The following is a 26,239-nucleotide window of genomic DNA, read 5'->3' as shown; positions in this document are numbered from 1 at the left end:
GAATAATTTATTTCTGCCTTATTTTAGGGATTCTCCTAAGCAAGGCAACGATGGCCCAGAAAGGTCCATCCTCCAAAAAACCAAACGTAATCGTCATACTTACAGACGATCAAGGTTATAAAGATCTGGGAAGTTTTGGGGCTACTGACTTAAAGACCCCTAATATTGATAGACTGGCTACAGAAGGGGTTAAATTCACCCAATTTTATGCTGCAGCACCTGTATGCTCACCTTCAAGGGCCGCATTAATGACTGGCAAGTATAATTTTAATGCTGGACTTTTTGGCAACGTTTCTCCTCCTCATTCAGATCCAGAGGGTAAATCTGGTTTACCAACGGAGGAAGTTACCATGGCTGAAATGTTCAAATCCAACGGCTACAGAACTGGTTTAATAGGCAAGTGGCATCTAGGACATACTCCTGAAAAATTACCCAATGGGCAAGGATTTGATTATTTCTTTGGTCACCAGAGAGGTTGTATAGATAATTTTTCCCACTTTTTTTACTGGCATGGCCCAAACCTTCATGACCTATATCGAAATGAAACAGAAATATACAGGCCTGGTGAATTTTTCGGAGACCTTATGGTACAGGAAATGAAACAGTTTGTAAGTGAAAAGTCAGACCAACCATTTTTCACTTATTGGGCCATCAATATGCCTCACTACCCCTATCAGGGCGACCCAAAATGGCTGGATTATTATGCTGATCTTGAAAGTCCAAGAAAGGAATATGCTGCATTTGTATCCACTATTGATGAAATGGTTGGGGAAATTTATCACCACTTAAAAGCAATCGGTGAGTTAGACAATACAATAATTGTTTACCAATCAGACCATGGCTTTAGCGTAGAAGAGCGGGCATTTTTTGGTGGTGGTGATGCTGGAGCTTTAAATGGTGCAAAATTCAGTATGCTGGAAGGGGGAATAAGGGTTCCTGCCATTATTCGATTCCCTTCTCGACTGCCAGTAAATGAATCAAGGCATCACTGGGCAAATAGCATAGACTGGATGCCAACACTTGCTGAATTGACGGATATTAAAATACCTTCTAGTCAAAAGATAAATGGAAAAAGCCTGCTTCCTTTAATTTTAGATTCAAAAGTAGCTACTCCACACGAAACCATGTTTTGGGGCACTGGATTTCCAGACAATAAAAATCATGCCTGGGCGGTTCGAAAAGGCCCCTGGAAACTATTAGGAAACCCATATGACCCTACAGGTAAACTGACCTTCACTGAGGCAGACAAACTATACCTGACCAATATGGAAATGGATTCTACAGAGGTGAAAAATCTTGCTGATCAATACCCTGATAGAGTTAAAGAGTTGAACGAACTCTATCAAAATTGGATTAATGAAATAAAAATGAAAGAAAATAGGTAATTTTTATACAATATTTTCAATAAATTGTTTTAATACTTAAGTAACATTCATTAAAGTAAGCAGAATATTCTCGAAAGATTTTCAAAATTACTTTTCTCTTTAACAGAACATTTATAAAATTTTATTTAAACTTTTATAAATTATTAAAAAGACAGGAAAACTTTTCCTGTCTTTTTAATTTTCTATACGATTTCCAGCAAAATTCGATATTGTAATTCATCATTTTTATTCATTAATTTTCGGGAAAATATTTCTTTAACAATTTTTACAAAACATTATTCCGATATTTTATTATGTGTGGTATAGTTGCATACATTGGATCCAGAGAAGCATATCCAATAATTTTAAAAGGCCTTCAGCGCTTAGAATACAGAGGTTATGACAGTGCAGGCGTAGCCCTCTTAGACAAAGAATTGGCTGTTTATAAAAAGATGGGCAAAGTAGCTGAGTTAGAATCTTCCTTAGTTGGGAAAAACCTGCATGCTCAATCCGGAATTGGCCATACCAGGTGGGCAACTCATGGAGAGCCTTCTGACAGAAATGCTCATCCTCATCGCTCTAAATCAGGTAAACTAGCAATGGTCCATAATGGCATCATTGAAAATTATGCTCCAATAAAAAAGGAGCTACTACAAAAAGGCTATGCTTTCGAAAGTGACACTGACACTGAAGTATTGCTTCATTTTATAGATGACATTTACCAAAATGATGCAGAAAACCTTGAAGAGGCAGTCAGAATAGCTCTTAAAAGAATTGTTGGTGCTTATGTCATTATTTTATTGGATCAGGATCAACCTGACACATTAATAGCTGCACGAAAAGGCAGTCCACTCGTCATCGGCATTGGGAAGAATGAACACTTTTTAGCTTCTGATGCCTCTCCTATCATTGAATATACCAAAGAAGTGGTATACATCAACGATTATGAAATGGCTATTGTTAAGCCTGATGAATTGATCCTCAAGAACCCTGGTAATGAGAGAATAACTCCTTTTATCACCAAGCTTGACATGGAGTTGGCAGCCATAGAAAAAGGTGGCTATGAGCATTTTATGCTTAAAGAAATTTTTGAACAACCTACAGCCGTTTTTGATTGCCTTAGAGGAAGACTTGATGCTAAAAAAGGAACCATCACAATGGGAGGCATTGATCAGCACCTTGATTTGCTTAAGGAGGCCAAACGAATTATTATAGTAGGTTGTGGTACCTCTTGGCATGCGGGATTATTGGCCGAATATGTTTTAGAAGAACTATGCCGAATACCTGTAGAAGTAGAGTATGCCTCGGAATTCAGGTATCGCAACCCAGTAATAAATAAAGGAGATGTGATCATAGCTGTATCTCAAAGTGGCGAAACAGCAGATACCCTTGTCGCACTTGAAAATGCCAAAAACCAAGGAGCCTTTATCTTTGGAGTAGTTAACGTGGTTGGATCAAGTATTGCCAGGTTATCCCAAGCTGGAGCATATACCCATGCAGGGCCAGAAATAGGTGTTGCCTCAACCAAAGCATTTACTGCCCAGCTTACTGTCTTGTACATGATAGCCATTAAACTAGGCTATGCTAAGGGAACTTTGACCAAGGACAGGTACCAACATTATATTAATGAATTGTCCCTGGTTCCAGACAAAATCCAGGATGTTTTAAATTCTGCAGGTTCCATTGAAAAATTAGCAGGGAAATACCAACATGCAAGAGATTTCCTATTCTTGGGTAGAGGCTATAATTTCCCAATCGCATTGGAGGGAGCCCTTAAATTAAAGGAAATCAGTTATATCCATGCAGAAGGTTATCCTGCTGCTGAAATGAAGCATGGTCCCATCGCCCTAGTGGAAGAAACCCTTCCAGTAGTATTTGTGGCAACACGCGATCTTTACCATGAGAAACTGGTAAGTAATGCCAGAGAAATCAAAGCACGAAAAGGAATGGTACTGGCTGTGGTCACCGAGAATGACACTGTATTTGAAGAAATTGCAGATGACATCATTGCTGTTCCAGCTGCAGATGAACTAATCGCACCACTTATAAGTGTGGTTCCCCTACAGTTGCTAGCTTATTATACCGGTCTTGCAAAAGGGCTTGATGTAGACAAGCCAAGGAATTTAGCGAAATCCGTAACTGTAGAATAGATTATTTTTTAAACACTTAAAAAATTATGAATAAAATATCCCGCCACCCTCTATCAACTTTGGGTTATAAGTTTATTGATCCAAAATACCTACCGGATGGAGCAGATGAATATTACCTTCGAAACAAGCAGAATAGGACAAAAACTGTATTTCGAAATTTGAATGCAAGTGAAATAGAACAACTCGTCCGGAACCAAAATCAGGCGGATGACTGGAATAAAATATTTGTTTCAGATGCTTTCAATCCGGAATTGGTTAAGAATTGTAAGTTTTTTGGCTTGGTGAGAATCGGTAAATTGGAGCCCTTTTTTCTGGAATACCATAACCTAAGAATGCCCGTTGGGCTTTACAACAGTCATATTATTAGTTGTGATATTGGAGACAATGTAATCATTGATAATGTTAATTACCTTTCTCATTATATTATAGGTGATGAGGTAGTTTTGGTAAATATCAATGAAATGTCAACCACAAGCCATGCAAAATTTGGCAATGGCATTGTCAAAGAAGGGGAATCGGAAGAGGTTAGAATCTGGCTTGAACTGTGTAATGAAAATGGAGGCCGAAAGGTAGCTCCATTTAGCGGGATGCTTCCAGGTGATGCGTGGATGTGGTCAAGACATAGAACAGACACCCTTTTTCAATCCAAATTGCTGGAATTTACTCAAAATGAATTTGATGTCAAACGAGGGTATTATGGTAAAGTGGGAAATCGCTGTATCATAAAAAATACCCTGATCATCAAAGATGTTTGGTTTGGTTCTGATGCTTATATCAAAGGGGCAAATAAACTGAAAAATTTAACGATACACTCTACGGCGAATGCCAGCACCCAAATCGGTGAAAGCTGTGAATTGGTTAATGGAATTGTAAGTGAAGGATGCACTATATTTTATGGGGTAAAGGCAGTGAGGTTTCTGATGGCTGCTCAATCCCAATTAAAGTACGGAGCACGTTTGATCAATAGTTATTTGGGTTCTAATGCAACCATTTCATGTTGCGAAGTATTGAACTCCTTGATTTTCCCCTCTCATGAGCAGCACCACAACAATTCCTTCTTATGCGCTGCATTGATCCAAGGTCAAAGCAATATGGCCGCTGGAGCCACAGTGGGATCTAATCACAACTCTAGAGGAGCTGATGGTGAAATCATAGCAGGAAGAGGTTTCTGGCCTGGCTTGTGTGTCAGCCTCAAACACAATTCACGTCTGGCTACATTTACCATTGTCGCCAAAGGAGATTATCCAGCTGAGTTGGATATACCTTTGCCATTTTCATTAATAAGCAATGATGTGACCCATGATGAACTCGTTGTCATGCCTGCTTATTGGTTTCAATACAATATGTATGCTTTATCCAGAAATGCATGGAAATACAAAGCCAGGGATAAAAGGATTGAGAAATTTCAAAGGTTGGAATTTGATTTTCTAGCACCAGACAGTATGGTGGAAGTTTTACAGTCCATCCCCTTAATGGAAGAGTTATGTGGAAAAGCCTATTTCAATAAATACCCAACGGAGCAAGAACAGTCCATACAGTCAATTAAACAAAAAGGAAAAGAATTGCTTTCTTCTAAAGCCCCTGTAGTTCGGGAGTTAGATGTCTTCGCCTCGGGCTGGGAAAATAGCAAAAGAAAAATAAGAGTAATAAAGATCATTGAGGCCTATACTCAGTTCAAGCAGCTCATTCATTACTATCCAGTTTATTGCCTTACAGAATACTATTCTCAGGCCGACTTGAAAGATGAAAAATTCTTACAAGACTTAACACAAAATTTACCCGCTCCTGATAAGTGGATTAATTTAGGTGGTCAATTGGTTCCGAAACCGAGTATGGATCAATTGATTGCTGATGTAAAAGAAGGGGTAATTAACAGTTGGAAAGAGCTTCATGACCGTTACAAAGTATTTGGTAATGCTTATGAAGAAGCCAAAACAAAACATGCTTTTGCCATTGCTTTTTCTGATAATGGAATAAATCCTAAAGAATTCAATAAGGACCAACTCCAACAAATGCTGGAAGATTCAAAAATTTTTAGGCAAAGTATGTCAGAAAACATTTACACTAGCAGAAAAAAGGACTATGACAACCCATTTAGGAACATGGTTTATGCGGATGAAAAAGAAAGAGATGCTGTTTTGGGCGCTTTAGAAGACAATGGATTTATCCAAACTGAGAAAAAAGAAACTGAGACTTTTATTCAGCAAATTGATCAATTATTAATGGACTTGTAAAAATTCAACCTTGGTTCATCTAAGGTGTACCTAGCTTGTTCTCATTAATTACTATAGTCATTGAACCCGAAATATGCAATAGACATTCTATTACGTGCTGAAATTGCTTTAAAATAACCAATCGTTGCTGTTTTCAATTTCACCATAGCGGTGCTATGCTAAAATCTCTAAACAGCCTGATTGTCTTGCGATTGCAACACTTCCCGTAAACACGGGACAGGCTATCACCCCTGACTTGTCAGGGCGGAGAAATCCTATTACATAATCCGGGTTGAAGAAAAAACACCATCACCACTAAACTGGTGATGGTGTTTTTTTCTTTACCATGGTTAAAACCCACTGCTATTGTCCTAATCCTTGTACCTAAAAGCAAAACATGCTAGAAGATAAAAAGACTCCCTAACGCCAAAAGGAAGCGCTGGTTTTACAAGAAAATCATGCCGTTTACTATTCCATCTAGAAATAGATTACTAAGGGAAGTTTCAAATTTACCCCCATTTAACCTGATATAATTCTGTTTGTAATAATATTCGAACTTTTTTAACCCCTAAAATTTTACTAAATTAAAATAAAATTAGCATGTGATCTAAATCCATTTAAATTATGAGAAGGAAAGCTATTTTCGTTGTGGTTTTGATAGGTATTTCCCTACTCCAAATAACAAACCATTCACATGCACAATCCTGTCCTGATCTTAAACTTGATGGAAAATCAGCCAACTTAAGCTACTTGGAAATTCAGTCCGAAGGAAAATCACATCAAATTCCTTTGCCTGACATCATGGTTTTCCCAGAGGGAAAAGAACGGATTTATTGCTTATTACCCGATATTCTTACTTTACATAATACTCCAATTATTGAATGGAATGAATTGGTACTGAAAAAGGGCTTGAATACTACAGACAAGTGGCAGGGAAGCATAGACAGGGCAAAATTTCACCCAACACCTTGCCTCCCGGAATTAGCACCTACAAATTTTACCAATGCCTTATCTGCTCCCGATTTTTACTATGTCTCCCAGGCAAATATGGTTTCCATAAAAGGCAATATTTCATTTGCCAATATAAATGGTAATCAAATCAACTTACACTTGAATATTGTTGACCAGGCAATTCCAAAACCAAGAATTAATAATTTATCCGGAAAAATAGTCACACCAACAGGAGAAATGGAAGTTATATCCGGTGAAATAGGCTTCGATAAGAACAAAGAAATTTTAAGAGGGTCAGGAATAGCTTTTTCGGACCACGGGAACCAGGGATTTGAATTTTCTATTCCACGATATAGTGGAGATCCTGGTACCTATGTGGCAAATGAAGGAGATGAGAAACACCCTTTATTCGCCGTTTATAAGGTTATGGGTAATCCCTCTACTGGATTAGAAATCCATAAATATGAACTCCCGTCTGCTAATATAAATTTCAAATCCTTTTATGACAAACTACCCTTTATTTTAGATTCATTAGTGCTCAATAACTTAAACCTTAAATCAAAATTATCAAGTAGCTCCATAGCCATTGACCCTAAGCCTACTCCTGTAGTTGTGCCACTTTACAATACCGCATTTAACGAGAGGAGGCTTGGTATGGAAACATTGCAAAAAGTCATAGATAATCAGGTAAATGCTCCTCCTTCTTGGAAAGAAGATTTAACCATAACATTGAGGTCCTACCCCATTTGGAAGTTTCAAGTTGAAGAAAGCAAAGAGGAATCAAAACCTAAAAAGCTTGTTATAAAAAATGTCATCAGCGAAGCTCATGAAGCTTCAAATAATGACCCATCCATAAATATAGATCAAGTAAATGCTATAAATGAAGGGTTTACAGAGATTTTTCAGTCTTTTGATGAAGACAGTGATACTTTGCAATTAAAAAAAACTATTTTATTACTATTCTCAGAAAATAACCTCCCAACCATAGCTTCTGTCAATGATGATTTCGAGACCTTCCTGACTACTACAGTTACGGAATTTCGGGAACAAACAAAAATGGCTTTAAATAAAGACCAAAACACCAATGCTGATTTGTCCTATAATGGCAACGAAAAGCTTTCCATTGAACTTACACTTGACCAACAAGCCCGATTTCCACTAGTTAGGCAATATGAAACCAAGGACACTCAAATTGAAATCCACTATGCCGATACCATATCCATAATCGCCAATAACCCAATCCAAGGTGAACAAATACTCAAATTACCCGGCAACCCTGGACTTTACGATATTTACCAATTTTATGGTGTATTGAAACAGCTTCCTCTTTCTGTGGGATTTGAAACCAATCTTGGCTTTTTCGACCTTTCAGTTCAAACCCAGGTTTTAACAACAAAAACCAAACAAATCGAAAGACAACTGATAATTCCTGAGTATATTCATGCTTCCATAATGGTAGATGAAGAATTAAGCATTAAAGATGAACCTGTTTATAAAATTAATGTGAAATTCCATGGCCTAAAAAACAGTTTATTTGTAGAAAGTTACCAAAGTGAGCTTTCTGGTATTTATTACCTAACCAAGTCCCCACCACATCAACTAATAAAAGCCATTTTTGAAGGAGGAATTGTTTTAGAATAATTAAAAAAATCAATGCGACATCAATTAAAAACCCAAATTTTCCACATTATATGTGTTTTTGCTTTTAGCACATCATTGTTCTTAAGTTCCTGTAAGGAACCTGCACCTATTGCCAGTGAAGCGGATCAAAAAGCAGCCCTTGAAAATGGCTACCTTGCCCATGAAGGGTACCGAAGAAGCATTTATTTTGTCCACGCATGGCTAGAATATGCAGACAAAAAATCCGGATTAATTCCAAGAAATCTTAGGGAAAGCATAGACATTTGGAACGCCCGAGATGCAGCTGCAGACAACTATCCATTCATGGTACTCACTTCAGCCATTTTAGACAAAGAACTTTATGAAGGAAAAATGTCAGAGATCCTTCAAACGGAAATTAAATTAACTTCCAGATTAGACAGACTTCCAGATACTTATTCATTTTCTAAAGAAGGATTTGAGAATCAAGAGATTGATAAAAAAGAAATTATTTTTGGCTCCTCTGAATACATCAAAGATGGCCTTTTGCCTTTAACTGAGTACATAGGGCATACGGCTTGGTCTGAGCGAATGATAGACTTGATCGATGACATTTGGAAAAATGCCTCTTATGAAACGCCTTATGGACTTATCCCTTCCTTGAATGTAGAAGTTAATGGAGAATTACTACAGGCCTTATCACGTGTATATTGGATGACTGGAGATGAGAAATACCTGGACTGGGCCAAACGTCTAGGAGATTACTACCTTTTAGGTGGTCACCACCCTACTGATGATGTTGAAATACTTAGACTTAGAGACCACGGTTGTGAAATCGTATCTGGATTGTGCGAACTCTATGTTGCAGTAGCCAATAGTGACCAAGAGAAAAGTGCCGCATATAAAGCACCGATTTATAGAATGTTGGATAGAATACTTGAAGTTGGCACAAATGAAGATGGACTATTTTACAACCAAATTAATCCTCAAACAGGAGAAATTTTAGATGAGGAAATTGCTGACACCTATGGGTACACCTACAATGCGTATTATAGCGTTTTTCTACAAGACAATTATCAGCCTTATCAAAAGGCTGTACTTAAGGCCATGGGTAACCTACATAAATACACCAATTTTGATTGGGAAGAAGGAAGTGCTGATGGATATGCAGATGCAATTGAAAGTGCCTTGAATTTATACAATAGAGAATCCTTAGCTGGGACTAAAGAATGGATAGACAGTGAGATTCAGCGAATGTGGTCACTTCAGGATTCATCTCATAGAAGAAATACTGAGAAATTTAGAAACACAGGGGTTATTGAAGGTTGGCATGGAGATGGAAATTTTGCACGCACAAGCATAATGTATTCCTTATGGAAAAGTCAGGGAGTAACAGCCTCCCCTTGGAAAGAGCAACTTTACCTAGGAGCAATTCCAATGGAAGATGGAATTTTAATCAGTATGGTGAGTGACAAAGATTGGGATGGTAAAATTAAGTTTGATCACAAAAGACACCAAAGCATATTTAAACTCCCAATGGATTACCCAAGGATCAACCAACTTCCTGAATGGTTTACAGTCGATAAAGGTAAAAAATACCGTGTCACATTTTCAAAAGGACAAACGGCAAATACCTACAGTGGTGAAGAACTTATGGAAGGCATAGAAATAAGCCTTGAAAAAGATCATCAGGTATCCATCATTGTTAGCCCATCAGAAAAATAATCCAAGTCAAGTTGTTTAAACTTAGTCAATAACTCAGTCAAGGACAATGTACTTTGGCTTTCTTCTAAGATCTTTATCAATGAATTGGCGGCAATATCGATGGCCTGTTCTGGGAAGTAAGAATCTCTCAAATAATGAGTCATCTTAAGCACCATAAAACCATCCATCCATTGCCAAAAATTCTTGATAAAGATTTTTAATGAACTCGACTGGCTTTTTATATCTTTCACCCTGCTTTCAAAATGCTGTTCAAGCAAAAACTTTTTAAGTTCATCTGGTACATTTTCAATAACCTGATCAGAATTAAATAGACTAGGAACAAGGTCAAAGAATTTTTTCAGACAAATGTAGGTATCAGGATGATAGGTATTTCTTATCTGCACTCCTGAATCTAAAAATTCCAATTGGGCCCTGCCCGTTCCGAAAGGCACTCTATCAGAAGAGCGACAAGATGGATAAACTACTGCCTCTAAATAAGTAAATTGACAAACTGGAAGCAATTTATGCATAAAATAAAAGTCCTCTCCCGCTTTTCTTCTGTTCATTCCACCTGACTTGGCATAGGAAGAGGCCCTCACGGCCATACATGAACCTACGGTGTGTTTGGCATTCGGATACCCTGCCCATTTTAACCCTTGAATATGGTACCTTAGATGTAGTTCATATTGAATAATTCCACTTCTTAAAAACGCATCCTTCTCTTGGAGATAAAAATGTTCAAATTGAAAATGGGCTAGTTGGATTAAAGGATTAGAGAAAGCCTTTTCTGCTGAAACCAAGTAATTTTCAGATACCGTACAATCCGCATCCAAACAGAGAATAGGGCCATTTTTGGGGAGAATTGACCATCTTCTTAAAGCTTCGTCCATACCAATTTTTCTGGCAAGTCCAGCTCCAGCAAACTTTTTGGGAAGTTGCTCATCTCTGATAATTTTAATAGTAAATACATTGGACAACAAACTCTTTTCCCAAGACTTTATTTGGTCTACTGTATTTTGATTGGTTTTTAAATCTTCAAGACCAACATTTTCAGCAGCATTGACAACGATTATCAATTCCACCTTTCCTTGAGGGGCCTTACATTGCTCTAAAGATTTTAAAGTTGGCAGAATATCAGGCTCTTTGAATGCAGGAATCACCACGATTAAAGAAAGCTCAACGGGTGGTAGATCCTGAAAATAGGCTTTATTTACGTTAAAACGATGAACATAATTATCAGTGATTTTTGCAATACCTTGGGCCATTTTAGTGCATTTTTAAAGACAAAAGCTTCTGAAATCCTCCTCAAAATTGAAAAAGAAATGGTACATTTACTTCTTTAAGCCCAAAAATAATTTCAAAAATATTTCAATATGAAATACGCCATTGATCTTAAAGTTCCTTCATCCCAAGAATGGCTAAATATGGTAATGGGAGATTTTAATTCCTTCCTACAAGACCATGCAGATTGTGAAAGAAAAGCCTCTGCCATGGCAACATCATTAATTGCCAAGTACCCGGACCGAGAAAAAATTATTCCTGACATGATCGAAACAGCGATAGAGGAATTAGAGCATTTTCAAGATGTTTTTGAACTAATGCAACAAAGAGGGGTGCCATTGAATAAAGATATGAAAGAGGACCTTTATATCAAGCAGTTAATGCCTCTTACCCATGGAGGGACAAGTGAAAGTAGGTTTTTATCCAGGCTTCTAATGGGGTCCATAGTAGAATGCAGGGGTTGTGAGCGCTTCAAAATGATTTCTGAAGCACATGAAAACCCTGCATTGAAAAAATTTTATAAAACCCTTTGGACATCTGAAGCCAAACATGGAAATATTTTTGTAGAACTGGCCTTACAGTATTTCGATGAAGAAACAGTCTACAAAAGATTACATGAAATGATGGAATTTGAAGGTGAAGTAATTAAGAACTTACCACTAAAGGCAGCTTTACATTAAAGGGTAATCTATCTTATCCTTTTTCTTCTTTCTCTTTCAACTTTTGCTGAACGATATCCGCTGGATATTTCAGGGTCAAGTCTCTGATCTCAAAGGAGAAATTACTGTAAAGTTCCTGCCAAATCTTTTTTTCCTCTTCTGTGTATTGATAAAAGCCTTTGCCATTAAATATCCCAGTTCCTCCTTCATCGACAATCTTATTGATGAGTTTACCTGGGGCATCGGAATTATCTAAGGTAGGAAAAAGGTCCTTCATCACTTTACGATAAGAAGCTATTCCTGTGAAATCCATCCAACGAAAAACCCCCATCATAGGAATAAAATAGCCTGCTACATTTCTACATGCCCTATCAACATCTTCCACTGAAGCATAGTCTTCATCCACCAGGTGCATGGCTTCTCTGTACATGGCATACATTAACCTGTTGGCTATAAACCCGGGAATATCCTTCTTTAATAAAACGGTTTCTTTCTGCCACAATTCTCCCAAATCGTAAAGAAATTGTGCTTTTTTCAAATCACTTTTATCTCCGCATATCACCTCCAGAAAGCGGGTAGTAAAAGCAGGTTCCATCCAGTGTAATCCAAAAAACCGTTCTGGATTACTTACAAAAACTTGCAAATCACTTATTGGTATTGCAGAAGTATTACTAGTGATAAATGCATCTTTTGCCACAATCTTATCCACAGCTTTAAATACATCCCCTTTTATATTAATATCCTCTTTAATTGACTCAATGACTAGCTGACAATCCTTAAGCGTAGAAAGGTCAGAAGACACATGAAGATTTTTAAGGTAATCCTCAGTTGGACCATTTAATAGCCCTTTCTCCTCAGCCAATTTAAAATGCCCTTTAATCCGAAGTTTCGCATCCTCAAGGGCACCTTCTACCAATTCAACGCCCGTCACCGGATGACCGGCGATTAACATACAAACTGCAATACTACTACCCATCATTCCCAATCCAATAACACCTATAGGAAAAGTTTTAGGATCAAATTCTCTCGACATATTGATAGATTAAATGATAAAAAGGCTGGCTATTATTTAGCCAGCCTTTACTCTATTGATTGATTTTATAATTGTACAACTTTTCCTGTTCTTACAGATTCATCACATGCAAAAGCTATTCTTAAGCTGTTTACAGCATCTTCCATATGGTCAGTCAAGTCGATATCCTCATTGATGGCTTTCAAGAAATATTCCTGCTCACGTTTACATAAACCATTGTGATCAGGTTCATCGGTTAGGTCAATCCACTCGTCTTCATGAGCAAATTTTTCATTCTCATCAAGTTCAGATCTGTGATAAAGAAGTGACTCAGTTTTTGTATGTGCTTCTATACTGTCCGATTTACCTGATCCACCCGCCTCTTTGGCTACTATGGACACAGAACCTTTAGGGCCAAAAACATCTTTTATGAAAAAAGCTGTTTCACTGACCATAGGACCCCAACCAGCTTCATACCATCCAACAGATCCATCTTCAAACCTGATTTGAAGGTTACCATAATTGTAGTTTCCGTCAGGTATTTCTTCAGTTAGTCTTGCCCCGATTGCATAAACCTGTACAGGTTTGGAACGTGTCATTTGACACATCACATCAATATAATGTACTCCACAATCGACTATAGGACTTAAGCTCTTCATTAAATTCCTATGAAGGGTCCACATCTTATCTTCACTTTGTTGATTGAGGTTCATTCTCATCACCAAAGGTTTGCCTAACTTATGGCTAACAGAGATAAAATTCTCCCAAGAAGGATGGTGTCTTAGAATATAGCCTACAACAAGCTTTTTATTGTGTTTAGTAGCTGCATTTACTACACGCCTTGCTCCTTCTACAGTATCCGCAAGTGGTTTCTCCACAAATACGTGGCAGCCACGCTCTATTGCTTCAATTGCAAATGTTTCATGTGTGTCAGGATAAGTGGATATGCTTACTGCATCAGGTTTGGTTGCATCCATGGCTTTATAAAAGTCATCATACAATGCATAACCACCACCGATTTTTTCATTCAGTACTTCCTTGGTTTTACCTCCGGACACAAGGCCTACGATTTCATAGCCATCCAACTGGTGATAAGCCAGTGCATGGGAGGCACCCATATTGCCACATCCTACTACTAATACTTTAATTGATTTTTGGGTCATGGTATCTATTTTATTTGTTAAAATTAGCTGTTATTGTTGTGAATGTTTTTGAATCTATAATCAAGCCTTTACTTAATCAATGGAAAAAGGGTAATTTCTTTAAATTGTATGGTAGCCCCTTCTGATTGAACTTGGATTCTACCAAATTCAGGCTGAACCTTTGTTGCAAAGTTTACCAACTTACCGTTCAAAAAGACCGCTATATTGCCTTCCCAAGTCTGAACTTCCAGATCATTCCACTTTCCAACTTTTTTCTCTACTTCTTTCTTTCCCCTGAAGCCTATGGTATCTGTCCATTTAGGAGACCTTCCATACCAGTTGATTCTTCCCTTATTGATTCGAACAAGATCTCCTCCTGGTTCATAAAGATGTGAACTACCTTGTAATTCTTTTGCTACGGGAGCACTTAAGCCGAAGGTTTCAGTTCCATCTCCTACCGCTAAGAAATCGCCTGTTCCACCTTCGATGATCTGTACTTCAATACCATGCATCCAAATGCCACTGTATCCACCATCTTCACCTTTAGAGTGAATTAATAGCCCACTATCTCTGGCCTTTTCCTTTCTATCTCCATATGTTTCTCCTTCCCATCGAAAAGAGGTTTTCAAAATATAATTATCATAAGGGTTGTTGGTAGTAATGCATCCCCATTCTTCTCCGCTAATCGTCAATAATCCATCTGCAACCTGAAATACATTTTTTGGATCTTCGTCTCTCCCACGATCCTTAATAAAGGTATACCAGTATTCTAAATTTTCACCATTGAATAATTGAATTGCTTCGCCTTTTTTCCAGCTTGCCGGTAGCTCAATAGGAAAACTTTGGGCCATGGCAGAAAAATTTGCCATACTAAGCGCGAAAAACAATACTAAACAGAAACCTGACTTTCTAAGCATAATTGCGTTTTATAATTGGTTGAAATTGAATGTTTTAATTATCTCTGGTATAAATACCATCTGGCAAGGATTCAAGATAGTGCATTAAATCACTGATTTCCTGATTATTTAAGTTTGATAATAAACCAGCAGGCATCAAGGATTGATTGGCTTCTTTCAATTCAATAATTTCCTCCTCTTCTATTTGCACTGTACTTCCTGGTCCTATTGCCAACTCATACCTACCATTTTCATAATTTTTCACTATCCCCAAATAATTACTGGACTTGGTTTGTAAAGAGACCGTCTCGTATTCCCTTGCAAAACTTGCCCCTGGGACAAGCATGGCTTCTAATATATCGTGTTTAGATCTAATTTCTCCGATATTGGTCAGGTCAGGGCCAAAGGTTTGTCCTTCACCAGCCACAGCATGACAAGTACTACAAGCACCTTTTCCAAAGAAGATTGCTCTTCCTCTGTCAACATCACCTTTAACCAAAGCAGTCGCCATTTCTTCCAATTGCGCAAGACGACCCTCCTGCTTTACCTTAAGACTATCTAAAATAACCTTTCCAGTTGAACTTTCCTCAAATACAGCAGCCAATTGATCCGTAGACAAATTATCCCAAACTTCTTTGCGCTCCAATAATTTCATTTCCAAAGAACCTAGTAAATTGGCATCAGTAATCCCCTCATACAATTCTAACAAATAGGGAATATCTCCATTGGCAGCTTTATGAAAGACATTGTCAAGAAGCCAGGATTGCTCATCTGCAGTTAAAGTCAAATTTCTAAGGATATTTAGAGAAGTACCATGAAGTGGTTGTTGGCCTTTTACTAGCAATTGATTGCCTATCCATTCAAAATCAGCTTTGGCAATGGGTTCGTCCATTGTGGCTAAAGCTTCATAAATGGCTAATTTTAAAGCAGCGTTGTTCTGATTACCTGCCAACATACTTTTAAATTTACCAATAAAGTCATTGGCCTTTAATTGTACCGCCAAATGGATCACTGCCTTCTGAATACGTTCATCATCGGTATCCAACAGTCCTAATAAACTGTTTTTCAACTTAACTGAAACCACTTTCGGAGGATTGTCTTCCAGTAAATTTAAGATCTGAAACTTTTCCTCTGCAGAATAATCTTCAATTTCCAACTGTTGGGATAAAAAAGCCTGTACAGTAATCGCATTCACAAAAGCCGGTAAAACACTTGTAAGTTCTTTAATAAGCCCATCACCCTGGGTGAAATAATATTTCAAATAACTTGTAAAAGCATTTTCCCAATCAGGGTGATTCTTCAAAACCCACAGGGCAGTTCCTCTTACAGTGCTATCGGATGAATTAAGGTAAGGTTCAATTACCTTTTCGTTAAGTGATCCTTTTTGTTTTTGATCAAGGGCAATTAAGGCTGCCTTATTAAATTTTTCATTCTGAATTTCGGCCAACAATTCACTTTCGTTTTCCATTTGGATCAAAGCATAAATAACAGCATGCTCTAAAAACCGATCGTATGGATGCTCATTTAATAGTTGAATCAATGGCTTGCTTGCCTGAGAGTCTCCAATTTGTCCAAGGGCGACAGCCACTTGTCTGGCTAAAGCAAGGTTACTCTGATTTTTCAATAAGCTTATCAATTGATCTTTTGCTGAAATAACTTCTGCCATTCCCAAAACCCTAGCCGTTGCAATTTTTACCTGGTCACTTTTGTCTTTTAATCCAACGCTTAATTGATTCCATGCCCTGGGATTCTGGGTTCTGAATAGCAAGAATACGGATTTAACTCTTACAGCTTCATCCGGATGAGTTTCTAATAATTTCACCAAGTAAGGAATAGCAACTAAGGGTTCCTTTAACAGGTATTCACCTGCCCTATGAGAAACCTTAGCCCTTGGATCATCCAATAAACTTACAAGCTGTGGAACAGTAAGGCTTTCCCAAGAGATGCCGTTTCCCCAGGGATCATCATCTGTTTTTGATTTTTTTGTATTCCTGATCCTGAAAATTCCACCTGAAACCTCAGGCTTTGCTGTCCTACTCAAAGGGCAACCTGAAATAAACCAACCTCCTGTATTAACTACCAACAAATCCCCATTAGGTTCTTGAAGCACATCCGTAGGATGGAAATCCGCAAGACCAGCTGTCATAAAATGATGACTTTCTGCCCCATATGTTGCACCCTTAGGAGTGAGTACAGTCCTTACAATCCTGCCTGTGTTGAATTCAGCATGAAATAAATTTCCAAAATATTCGTCCCCCCATTGCTCACCATCGTAGCGCATCAAGCCGGCCGGAGATACCCTGGCCATTTTATGCATTACAGGCATAAGGTCTCCTGTCCGAACCATATTATCTTCATTTATGACAGGATTGTATTTCGGATAGACACCATCTTCTACCCAATGCATAAGTGCATCTCTATAACCGCCTTGAGGATCTGTAAAATAAGTCATAGTACCCATTACATCTCCAGTTGGAGTAAAGGCCAATTCAATAGAATTATCAAAACCACCTCCTGCAAAACTCTGCAATTGTGATCCATTCGGCAAGCAGCGCCAAATTCTGGCGCCCTTACCTTTAAAATTGATAAATTCTTTACTTTGAATATTAAAGCCACGCCTTGCATCAGCCATGTACAAATATCCGTCGGGGCCCATAAATGGACCACTTAGAATGGCCGCATTGTGATGCAGAGTCCAACCAGTTATTAGCACTTCTTTATCCTCAGCTACACCGTCCCCATCATGGTCGGTATACTTAACCAAATCAGGTGAGGCAGTAACAATTAGACTTCCATCTACGTACGCACCACCCATTGGAAAGGGAATTTTATCAGCATATATGGTCTTTTGATCAAATATGCCGTCCCCATCAGCATCTGTCAATCGCAAAATTTGAAAATTTGGAGCTTCCAGAATTTCATCCGTTCCATCAGTATGTCCACTTGATTCCATAACAAACAGATTACCCTGATCATCAAAAACAGCAAACATTGGATATTTGATTAGACCAGGCTTAACTGCCTCTTCTATTACAAAACCTTCAGGAACAGTTATACCTGGCACTTCATTTGATGAGTCTCCCCACATTTGAAGTGCAGCCCAGAATACAAAAAGTAGAATAATTATAGAAAGTCCTACCAATAATATATTCTTATTACTTTTCTTTTTTTGCATGAATAACAAGAATTTATCCTATTTGACTTCTATCGAATAATAATGGGAAAAACTGTCCATCTAATTTCTCTCCAGGAGCAAAAATTGGAACGCCTTTCAATAGTTCTTTCTCTGTATTTGATTTTGTTCCATCGGCAAAGACATTTAATACAAATGCCCTTCTGGATCTTTCGGACTTATTTTCATAAGAACCATGAACCATTAGAGGATGATGGAAAGAACCATAACCTCTTTCCATTTCTATTGGAACAGGTTTGAATTCCTTTTTTTGGTCCTCAGTAAGATACTCCATTAGACCCTCCATGTCACCAGCCAATTCTGGCTTATCCAACAATCCCCACTCGTGACTTTTAGGCACATAATACAAACAACCATTATCAATATCCACATCATCCAAGCCCACCCAGCAGGTCAAATGTTGCATAGGCACTGAACGGGTCCAATAGGAGTAATCCTGATGCCAGGCTACAACTCCCCCATGCTTCGCAGGTTTGCAAAACAACTGGTCATGCCAGAAACGTACAGAATTATCCCCTAGCAACTGACTGGCTGCCATGACAAATGCAGGGTTCCACAAAATATCGTGAAACCCTTCTTTAATTCGCCAATGCCCCAAAGAGTGAAAAAGCACTGTTTCAGGGTTTGAAGATTCATTTGACGCGAAATCATAAAACAATTCCATACCAGGCTGATTCGGATTCGTTAAACTTTCAAGCTCTTTGTTTAACTGAGCCACCTGCCAATGATCCAATAATTTGATATTAGGCAAATAACCATTGGTATGGAAAAATGCTATTTGATCCTCAGTTAATCGATATTGATCCCAGTCTTTTTCACTTTTTGGCCATTCAAAAAGATCCGACAGCAATTCATGAACTTTTGATAAATCACTAACCATTTTATATTAAAATTAAGGATTAGGTAATAAAGGGGCTATTTGCTCTGGAGAGGTAACTCCTGCTGGTAATTCTGTTACGGTAAGGTTTCTGAAATGAATCGGTGCTCCTTCTGATTCAAGGCAGATATATCCCTTTTTCTGTGAGGCCTTACTGATTCCATTTACAAATTTTCCATTAACGGAAAGTTTAACAACACCATCCACTGCTACGACTACATAAGTATTCCACTGTCCTTTACCTAAGCAACGGTTTTCTATGGATTTACTACGGGTTCCTCTTGGCGTGTCCGGTACCGTTTCTACACCACCGACACCAAATAATTCCCCATGAACATAAGCAATTGGAGGCAACTCGCCCTTGTCATTTTTATGTTGGTTTACCCAATCCAGCTCAAGCATTTGAACTTCCAGGCCATTCGGTAGGTCATTTGGTCCTGGAGTAGCGTCTGACCAAACAAAGGTTCCGGAATTCCCTCCATCTGACATGTGTTTCCATTCCACATACATGATGAAATTTTCGTATTGATTTTCTGAACGGATAACGCCAATTGGCAATCCTTCGCAAACCAATTCATCGCCATCAAACCTCCAGGTATCCTTACCGGTATTGACATCAATCCAATTGATTGGTTTGCCCTTGCTTTTTTTACCTTGTACTAAAGCGCTTAGGTCTTGTTCGGTCCCAAATTTAAACAGCTTTTCTTGTGCAATTGCTGCTTCTGAAAACATTCCGAAAAGGAATAATGCAGTCAAACACTTATATATTGTCCTCATTATAAAATCTTTTATAAAATTAAGCTTTATACATCTTTAGTAATTCCAGGAATCGGCACCTGTGGTACATCAACCACCAAATCCCATCGGTAATCTGCAGCTGCAGGTCCCAGTTTAACCTCACTTTTCATGGCCTCTTCCCAGGTCATTGTCTGACCACTGTATCCAACCATTCGGCCAATAATCGCTAGCATGGTACTGTTTGCCATTAACTCACCTTCATTCTTTCCTTCACCAGCTCTGATGGAAGCAAAAAGTTCTTCGTGTTGGGTTTCGTAAGGGTTGTTTGATGGCCCATCATAGTCCCAACGTTCCTCACCCATAGTGGCATGAACTCTTTTACCTACATCTACTGTAGCAAAACCCTCTGTACCAGTAATATCTACTTTATTGGTGTTTGAGCATCCTTTCATCTGTCTGCTAAAGTGCACACCCTTTAGATTGTTTTCATATTCATATTCAACAGAGAAATGATCGTAAATATTCCCCCATTTCTCTTCAGTCCTTGCTTGTCTTCCACCAGTTCCCATTACCCTAATTGGTAATCGATCATTGAATGCCCAAGACATTAAGTCAAGGCTATGTACCATCATCTCCACAATATAATCTCCAGACAACCAGTTGTAATAATACCAGTTTCTCAATTGGTACTCCATCTCTGTCCAGCTCTCCTGACGTTCTTTATACCATAAACCGCCACCATTTCTTGCCGTGAATACATTGGTAATGTCTCCAATTTCTCCATTTCTGATTCTTTCAAACAAAGCCCTTTTAGGAAAATCATACCTAAATGTAAAGCCTGATACTACAGACAATCCTTTTTCTTTTGCCAACCTGGCAGATTCCAAGACACTTCTTACACCAGGAGCATCTACAGCTACAGGTTTTTCACAAAAAACATGCTTACCGGCCTCTACAGCTGCTTTAAAGTGGGCTGGCCTAAAAGCTGGTGGAGTCGTCAATATGACAACATCAACGTCAGATTCAAGCACTCTCTGTATAGCATCAAAGCCTACAAACTTATGCTCATCATCAACTTTAACCTGTTCAGCGTTCATTTTCTTTAAGGACTGGTAAGATTCTTCAAGGTAATCCTCGAAAATATCTCCCATGCAAGTTAGCTCTGCATCCTTATCCGCTTTTAGTGCTTGTGCGGCTGCTCCAGTTCCTCTTCCACCACAACCTATTAGGCCTACCTTAAGGGTGGACTTCTGAGCCGCAAATCCTTCTCTGATATTGAAACCAAAGGGCAATACTGATCCGGCCACAATAGCTGTTCCGGTAGATTTCAAAAATGATCGGCGATTTTTATTATTTTGATCCATAGTGTATAACTGTTTTGAGACCTATTGGTCCTATAGAATAATGAATAAATCGTAAAATACGATATGTCTTATCAACTTCAAACAATTTTTATGTCAAAAGGTATAGCATTATGCAATTAAATATTTGTTATTGTTCTGTTTCGGTAAAAAATAATATATTTGACTAGATTGACTATAAACCCATTTCATTCATGCCATTAAATAATTCTGTTGAAAATACAGGTGAACTTGCCTCTTTAATAAAAGGAGATGTATTAAAAGATGCCTATTCCTTGGGATTGTACGCTACCGATGCCAGCATTTATCAAATCACTCCTATAGCTATTGTCCTACCGAAGGATGATGCAGATGTTCGGAAAGCCATCTCCTGGGCAAGGAAAAATAAGGTTTCCATTTTACCTCGTGGTGGTGGGACAAGCTTGGCAGGACAGACTGTAGGGTCTTCCATAGTTCTTGATTTTTCAAAATACATGAATAAAACCCTCGAAATAAACCAGAAAGAAGCCTGGGTGAGGGTTCAACCAGGTAAGGTTCGGGATGTGCTAAACGAAGAACTCGCACCTTTAGGTCTTCATTTCCCAATTGATCCTGCTACCTCCAGTAGAGCAAATGTTGGAGGAATGGTTGGGAATAACTCCTCTGGAACTAAAAGCATTATTTATGGTAAAACGGTGGATCATGTTTTGGAGGCCAAAGTACTTCTATCCGATGGTACCTTATTGGATTTACATAACAAGACACCGGAAGAACTAACAACTGTAGCCAATCAAACAGATCGAGAAGGAGAAATTTACAATTCCTTCACAAAAATAATAAAGAACAACAAAGGATTAATTGAGACTAAGTTTCCAAAGGTTATGCGACGGGTAGGTGGATATAATTTGGATGAATATATTCATACCGGCCATTGGAATCTATGCAAATTAATCACGGGAAGTGAAGGCACTTTGGCTACCACACTTGAATTAAAGCTCAATCTAGCACCTCTACCAAAATTCAAATCAGTATGCGTAGTTCACTTTGACGCATTGCTTGACGCAGTGGGTGCCATCACCCCAATTTTGGAGTTCAAGCCTTCTGCTGTGGAAATATTGGACAAAATAGTCGTAGACTTAAGTAGGGAAAACCTCACCACTCGAAGGCATTGTCATTTTATAAGCGGTAATCCAGAGGCTATATTAATAGTAGAGTTTTATGGAGATAGCTTAAAAGATGTTTTGGATAGGCCCATGGCAATGGTTAAAGACCTACAGGAAAAAGGCTTGGGTTATGCCTTTCCTCTTTTCCCTCAGGGTGAAGAATATGAGGATGTATGGGTAGTTAGAAAAAAGGGATTGGGGCTGATGCTAGGAATCAAAGGCAAAAAGAAACCCCTCGCTTTTATAGAAGATGCCGGTATCCCAACGAAGTACTTAAAAGATTATATTGATAGAACCCTTCAAATTTGTAAAAAACACAATACTGAAGTAGCCATGTATGCCCATGTGAGTGTTGGCGTCATTCATGTCCGGCCAATTCTTGACCTCAGACAAGAAGTGGATGTAAAAAGGCTGGAAAGGATTGCTGAAGACACTTTTAACCTAGTGATGGAATATGGAGGCTCTTGGAGTGGTGAACATGGTGATGGGCTTGTTAGGAGCCCTTTCAATGAAAGATTTTTTGGGAAAGAACTTTATCAGGCCTTTATTCAAATTAAAAAATTATTTGACCCTGAAAACCTAATGAATCCAGGGAAAATAATATCCAACCAATCCATTTCAGAAAACCTTCGCTATGGGGCAGAATATAAGGATAAACCTGTAGATACCGAGTTTCTATACAAATCAGAACAAAGTTTTCAAGAATCAGTGCACATGTGCACAGGGGTTGGTGAGTGTCGAAAGTTACTGGGTGGTACCATGTGCCCAAGTTTTAAAGCCACAAGAGATGAAGAGCATTCTACCCGAGGTAGGGCCAATGCTTTGAGAATGGCCATGTCTGGTCAACTGGACGAAGAGGGATTAACAAGTGCAAGACTCCAGGAAACTTTAAGCCTATGTTTAAGTTGCAAAGCATGTAAATCTGAGTGTCCGAGCAATGTGGACATGGCTAAAATGAAAAGTGAAGTCCAGCAATTGTATTTTGACAAACATGTCCCTTCAATAAGGGATAAAATGATTAGGGATGCGCCAAAAGTGGCCAGACGATTTGCGGGTACACTTTCCTCAACCATTAACAAGATTCAATCCACCACTGCATTTAAATCCGGTTTAGAAAGAATTGCTGGTTTTGATAAACGGCGAACCCTTCCTGGGTATGCAAAAGAACCATTTTATAAATGGTTCCACAAAAATGAGATCAACCTATTAAAGGCTGATCAAAAGGTGGTGCTTTTTGCAGACACCTATTTGAATTATCATGAACCTGAAATCGGAAAAGATGCAGTAAAACTCCTAAATGACTGCGGATATGAAGTGATAATGGCCAATGTAGGTTGTTGCCAACGCCCTAAAATCTCCCATGGATTTTTAAGAGAAGCAAAAGAAGCCGGACAGGTTACCATCCAAGAATTGGTTAAATATATAGACCAAGGGATTAAAGTAGTGGTATGCGAACCAAGCTGTGCCTCTGCCTTGAATGATGATTTCCCAGACTTACTACCTGACGAAGAATTGGCCAAAAAATTAAAAGAAAACATACTAATGATCGATGTCTTCTTAAACCATGAAATGACCAAGGGTACCCTAAACATAAAGCTAAAAGCCAAAGAGGGTAAATTACATGTCCATGGACATTGCCATCAAAAAGCACTATATGGAACACAAGCGATGAAGCAAACCTTAGGCAAAACGGAGGAATTTAATGAAATACCCTCGGGATGTTGTGGGATGGCTGGATCCTTCGGCTACGAAAAGGAGCATTACGAATTGTCGAAAAAAATCGGAGAGGAAATCCTATTCCCTTCTGTAAGAAAACTTCCAGAAAATGTATCCGTAGCTGCATGCGGCTTTTCTTGCCGTCACCAAATAGACCATTTCACTGGCGTTAAAGCCAAACACTGGGTTTCTTGTGTAGAAGTCATTAAACCTGAACCAGGCAACACTTGACAGAATTAAATCCAAAGAAGTCTATATCCTTTAACTCGGATTATGTAATAGGATTTCTCCGCCCTGACAAGGTCAGGGGTGATGCCTGTCCCGTGTTTACGGGAAGTGTTGCAATCGCAAGAAAATCGGACTGTTTGGATATTTTAGCATAGCACCGTTATGGTGAAATTGAAAACAGAAACGATTGGGTATTTTGAAGCGATTTCAGCACGTAATAGATTGTCTATTGCATATTTCGGGTTTAAGCAACCTTGATGAATTCTGGTTAGACATAATTAACAATAGCCCACCAAACCTCAATACCACCATGAAAGACAATAGCAGAAGAAAATTTGTCAAACAAGCTACAGCAAGTGCTGCAAGTTTCTATATAGTCCCCTCTCATGTCATTAGCGGCCTAGGACACAAGGCTCCAAGCGACAAATTGAATATAGCTGGAGTGGGGATAGGAGGCAAAGGAAGACCCAACTTGAATGCCATGAAATCTGAAAACATTGTGGCACTTTGTGATACGGACTGGTCTTATTCCAAACCATGTTTTGCTGATTTCCCCAAAGCAAAAAAATACTATGATTGGAGGAAAATGTTTGATGAAATGGGTAAAGATATTGATGCGGTAATGGTGGCTACCCCAGACCATACCCATGCCATTGTAGCGGCCACAGCATTGATCATGGACAAACATGTTTATTGTCAAAAACCATTAACACACTCCATTTACGAATCTCGACTGCTTACCCGATTGGCAGAAATCCATCCAGTTGCCACTCAAATGGGAAACCAGGGAAATTCGGGAATAGATGCCAAGGAGCTTATCGAATGGATTCAGAATGGGGAAATAGGTGAAGTAAAAGAAGTGCATACCTGGACCAACCGCCCAATTTGGCCTCAAGGTCTGGAAAGACCTTCGGAAGCAATGACTCCTCCGAAAACATTGTACTGGGATTTGTTTTTAGGCCCTGCAACTTACCGCCCTTACCATGAAATTTATACCCCTTGGAATTGGCGAGGTTGGTGGGAATTTGGCACCGGAGCTTTTGGAGACATGGCTTGCCATGTTTTGGACCCTGTTTATGCTTCATTGAACCTTGGCTACCCAGACCAAATCGAAGGCAACTCCTCTCCTATTAACACTGAAAGTGCACCACAATCTGAGCAAGTAAAGTTTCATTTTCCAGAAAGGCCATCGATTAGTGGTTTTAATCTACCAGAAGTAGATGTTTATTGGTATGATGGAGGCTTGCTACCATTTAGACCAGACCTATTGCCTGATGGAATTGACCTTATGGAAGACAGACTTGGTGGATGTATTTTTGTAGGGACTAAAGACACCTTGTTCTGTGGTTCAGGAGGAGTTGGTAAAAGATTGCTTTCAGGAAGAGAGCCAAAAGTTAGCTCCAGATTAAGAAGAATACCCAATGCCAAAGGGTATAAAGATGGCCCTCATGAACAAGACTGGATCAGGGCTTGTAAAGAGTCCCCTGAATCCAGGGTTCAAAGCACATCCAATTTTGCCTATGCAGGCCCATTTAATGAGATGGTTCTTCTAGGGGTTCTAGCTATTCGTTTACAAAGCCTTAATAAAACCCTTCAATGGGATGGTCCATCCATGCAGTTTACCAATATTACAGCTGGTGATGAGTTAAAAGTAATCGAAAGCAATCATTTCTCAATGAGAAATGGCAGGCCTGTTTTTGAAAGTAAATACTTGGAAACCAAAGCTTTGTCCGCAGCCAAAGAATACATCCGGCACGAGTACAGAAAAGGATGGAAATTGCCTGTAGAGTTGGATCAGCTATAGATCTATTAATAATATAAGGCCTTTATTATCCACCATTGCCTATATCTGATTTAATTAAACCCGGATTATGTAATAGGATTTCTCCGTCCTGACAATAGTCAGGGGTGATAGCCTGTCCCGTGTTTATGGGAAGTGTTGCAATCGCAAGAAAATCAGGCTGTTTGGAGATTTTAGCATAGCACCGCTATGGTGAAATTGAAAACAGCAAC

At 38.8% G+C, this 26,239-nt stretch carries 16 protein-coding genes; 8 read left to right on the top strand and 8 right to left on the bottom strand.

What is annotated here, in order from left to right; genetic code table 11:
- The first annotated feature begins 50 nt into the window (after window positions 1–50).
- The 5 genes from AC13EX_RS10300 to AC13EX_RS10280 all read left to right on the top strand — a co-directional run bounded on the left by AC13EX_RS10300 (window position 51) and on the right by AC13EX_RS10280 (window position 10,002).
- Window positions 51–1,385, top strand: a complete 1,335-nt coding sequence (locus AC13EX_RS10300) for a sulfatase-like hydrolase/transferase (RefSeq protein ID WP_482892613.1) — start codon at window positions 51–53, stop codon at window positions 1,383–1,385.
- A gap of 293 nt (window positions 1,386–1,678) precedes the next feature.
- Window positions 1,679–3,514 (top strand): glutamine--fructose-6-phosphate transaminase (isomerizing), encoded by a 1,836-nt coding sequence (gene glmS, locus AC13EX_RS10295; RefSeq protein WP_482892612.1) that lies wholly within the window; start codon window positions 1,679–1,681, stop codon window positions 3,512–3,514.
- A 26-nt stretch (window positions 3,515–3,540) separates the two neighbouring features.
- On the top strand, window positions 3,541–5,748 hold the full coding sequence (locus AC13EX_RS10290) for a DUF4954 family protein (protein WP_482892611.1): 2,208 nt from the start codon (window positions 3,541–3,543) through the stop codon (window positions 5,746–5,748).
- Window positions 5,749–6,351: 603 nt separating this feature from the next.
- Window positions 6,352–8,319, top strand: a complete 1,968-nt coding sequence (locus AC13EX_RS10285; protein WP_482892610.1) for a hypothetical protein — start codon at window positions 6,352–6,354, stop codon at window positions 8,317–8,319.
- 12 nt (window positions 8,320–8,331) lie between these two features.
- Entirely contained in the window at window positions 8,332–10,002 is a 1,671-nt protein-coding gene (locus AC13EX_RS10280) for a hypothetical protein (RefSeq protein WP_482892609.1), read from the top strand.
- Here the strand turns inward: AC13EX_RS10280 and AC13EX_RS10275 are convergent.
- Window positions 9,966–11,246 carry a glycosyltransferase family 2 protein gene (locus AC13EX_RS10275; protein WP_482892608.1) on the bottom strand — a complete coding sequence of 427 codons (1,281 nt, stop codon included), beginning with the start codon at window positions 11,244–11,246 and terminating at the stop codon, window positions 9,966–9,968. The two genes, AC13EX_RS10280 and AC13EX_RS10275, sit on opposite strands and share 37 nt — an antisense overlap.
- Before the next feature lie 108 nt (window positions 11,247–11,354).
- Between AC13EX_RS10275 and AC13EX_RS10270 the strand changes: the two genes are divergently transcribed.
- The gene (locus AC13EX_RS10270) at window positions 11,355–11,942 is read left to right on the top strand and encodes a MiaE family protein (RefSeq protein ID WP_048643483.1); all 588 of its coding nucleotides are present in this window, start codon (window positions 11,355–11,357) and stop codon (window positions 11,940–11,942) included.
- Between the two features lie 13 nt (window positions 11,943–11,955).
- Here the strand turns inward: AC13EX_RS10270 and AC13EX_RS10265 are convergent, their stop codons facing one another.
- The 7 genes from AC13EX_RS10265 to AC13EX_RS10235 all read right to left on the bottom strand — a co-directional run bounded on the left by AC13EX_RS10265 (window position 11,956) and on the right by AC13EX_RS10235 (window position 21,143).
- Window positions 11,956–12,954, bottom strand: a complete 999-nt coding sequence (locus tag AC13EX_RS10265; protein ID WP_339711758.1) for a 3-hydroxyacyl-CoA dehydrogenase family protein — start codon at window positions 12,952–12,954, stop codon at window positions 11,956–11,958.
- Window positions 12,955–13,019: 65 nt separating this feature from the next.
- Window positions 13,020–14,096 (bottom strand): Gfo/Idh/MocA family protein, encoded by a 1,077-nt coding sequence (locus AC13EX_RS10260; protein WP_482892607.1) that lies wholly within the window; start codon window positions 14,094–14,096, stop codon window positions 13,020–13,022.
- Between the two features lie 68 nt (window positions 14,097–14,164).
- The gene (locus tag AC13EX_RS10255; RefSeq protein ID WP_048643480.1) at window positions 14,165–14,992 is read right to left on the bottom strand and encodes a 3-keto-disaccharide hydrolase; all 828 of its coding nucleotides are present in this window, start codon (window positions 14,990–14,992) and stop codon (window positions 14,165–14,167) included.
- A gap of 34 nt (window positions 14,993–15,026) precedes the next feature.
- Window positions 15,027–18,146, bottom strand: coding sequence for a PVC-type heme-binding CxxCH protein (locus tag AC13EX_RS10250; RefSeq protein WP_482892606.1), 3,120 nt, complete (start codon window positions 18,144–18,146; stop codon window positions 15,027–15,029).
- A 13-nt stretch (window positions 18,147–18,159) separates the two neighbouring features.
- Window positions 18,160–19,044 (bottom strand): phytanoyl-CoA dioxygenase family protein, encoded by an 885-nt coding sequence (locus tag AC13EX_RS10245; RefSeq protein WP_048643478.1) that lies wholly within the window; start codon window positions 19,042–19,044, stop codon window positions 18,160–18,162.
- A 12-nt stretch (window positions 19,045–19,056) separates the two neighbouring features.
- A complete protein-coding gene (locus AC13EX_RS10240) occupies window positions 19,057–19,818 on the bottom strand; it encodes a 3-keto-disaccharide hydrolase (RefSeq protein ID WP_482892605.1) in 762 nt (253 codons plus the stop codon).
- Window positions 19,819–19,844: 26 nt separating this feature from the next.
- Window positions 19,845–21,143, bottom strand: coding sequence for a Gfo/Idh/MocA family protein (locus AC13EX_RS10235; protein ID WP_482892604.1), 1,299 nt, complete (start codon window positions 21,141–21,143; stop codon window positions 19,845–19,847).
- A 191-nt stretch (window positions 21,144–21,334) separates the two neighbouring features.
- On the opposite strand from AC13EX_RS10235, the gene AC13EX_RS10230 reads away from it, so the two are divergent.
- On the top strand, window positions 21,335–24,229 hold the full coding sequence (locus AC13EX_RS10230; protein ID WP_482892603.1) for an FAD-binding and (Fe-S)-binding domain-containing protein: 2,895 nt from the start codon (window positions 21,335–21,337) through the stop codon (window positions 24,227–24,229).
- A 307-nt stretch (window positions 24,230–24,536) separates the two neighbouring features.
- Window positions 24,537–26,030, top strand: a complete 1,494-nt coding sequence (locus AC13EX_RS10225; protein WP_482892602.1) for a Gfo/Idh/MocA family protein — start codon at window positions 24,537–24,539, stop codon at window positions 26,028–26,030.
- Window positions 26,031–26,239: the final 209 nt, after the last annotated feature.

The sequence above is a fragment of the Cyclobacterium sp. L-R genome (assembly GCF_056859355.1).
The sequence above is the reverse complement of the archived record's forward strand: the minus strand, read 5'-3'. Positions and strand labels throughout refer to the sequence as shown.

Coding starts and splice junctions, on each gene's coding strand:
- AC13EX_RS10300 (WP_482892613.1), top strand. CDS start 51: ATGGCCCAGAAAGGTCCATCCTCCAAAAAACCAAACGTAATCGTCATA.
- glmS (WP_482892612.1), top strand. CDS start 1,679: ATGTGTGGTATAGTTGCATACATTGGATCCAGAGAAGCATATCCAATA.
- AC13EX_RS10290 (WP_482892611.1), top strand. CDS start 3,541: ATGAATAAAATATCCCGCCACCCTCTATCAACTTTGGGTTATAAGTTT.
- AC13EX_RS10285 (WP_482892610.1), top strand. CDS start 6,352: ATGAGAAGGAAAGCTATTTTCGTTGTGGTTTTGATAGGTATTTCCCTA.
- AC13EX_RS10280 (WP_482892609.1), top strand. CDS start 8,332: ATGCGACATCAATTAAAAACCCAAATTTTCCACATTATATGTGTTTTT.
- AC13EX_RS10275 (WP_482892608.1), bottom strand. CDS start 11,246: ATGGCCCAAGGTATTGCAAAAATCACTGATAATTATGTTCATCGTTTT.
- AC13EX_RS10270 (WP_048643483.1), top strand. CDS start 11,355: ATGAAATACGCCATTGATCTTAAAGTTCCTTCATCCCAAGAATGGCTA.
- AC13EX_RS10265 (WP_339711758.1), bottom strand. CDS start 12,954: ATGTCGAGAGAATTTGATCCTAAAACTTTTCCTATAGGTGTTATTGGA.
- AC13EX_RS10260 (WP_482892607.1), bottom strand. CDS start 14,096: ATGACCCAAAAATCAATTAAAGTATTAGTAGTAGGATGTGGCAATATG.
- AC13EX_RS10255 (WP_048643480.1), bottom strand. CDS start 14,992: ATGCTTAGAAAGTCAGGTTTCTGTTTAGTATTGTTTTTCGCGCTTAGT.
- AC13EX_RS10250 (WP_482892606.1), bottom strand. CDS start 18,146: ATGCAAAAAAAGAAAAGTAATAAGAATATATTATTGGTAGGACTTTCT.
- AC13EX_RS10245 (WP_048643478.1), bottom strand. CDS start 19,044: ATGGTTAGTGATTTATCAAAAGTTCATGAATTGCTGTCGGATCTTTTT.
- AC13EX_RS10240 (WP_482892605.1), bottom strand. CDS start 19,818: ATGAGGACAATATATAAGTGTTTGACTGCATTATTCCTTTTCGGAATG.
- AC13EX_RS10235 (WP_482892604.1), bottom strand. CDS start 21,143: ATGGATCAAAATAATAAAAATCGCCGATCATTTTTGAAATCTACCGGA.
- AC13EX_RS10230 (WP_482892603.1), top strand. CDS start 21,335: ATGCCATTAAATAATTCTGTTGAAAATACAGGTGAACTTGCCTCTTTA.
- AC13EX_RS10225 (WP_482892602.1), top strand. CDS start 24,537: ATGAAAGACAATAGCAGAAGAAAATTTGTCAAACAAGCTACAGCAAGT.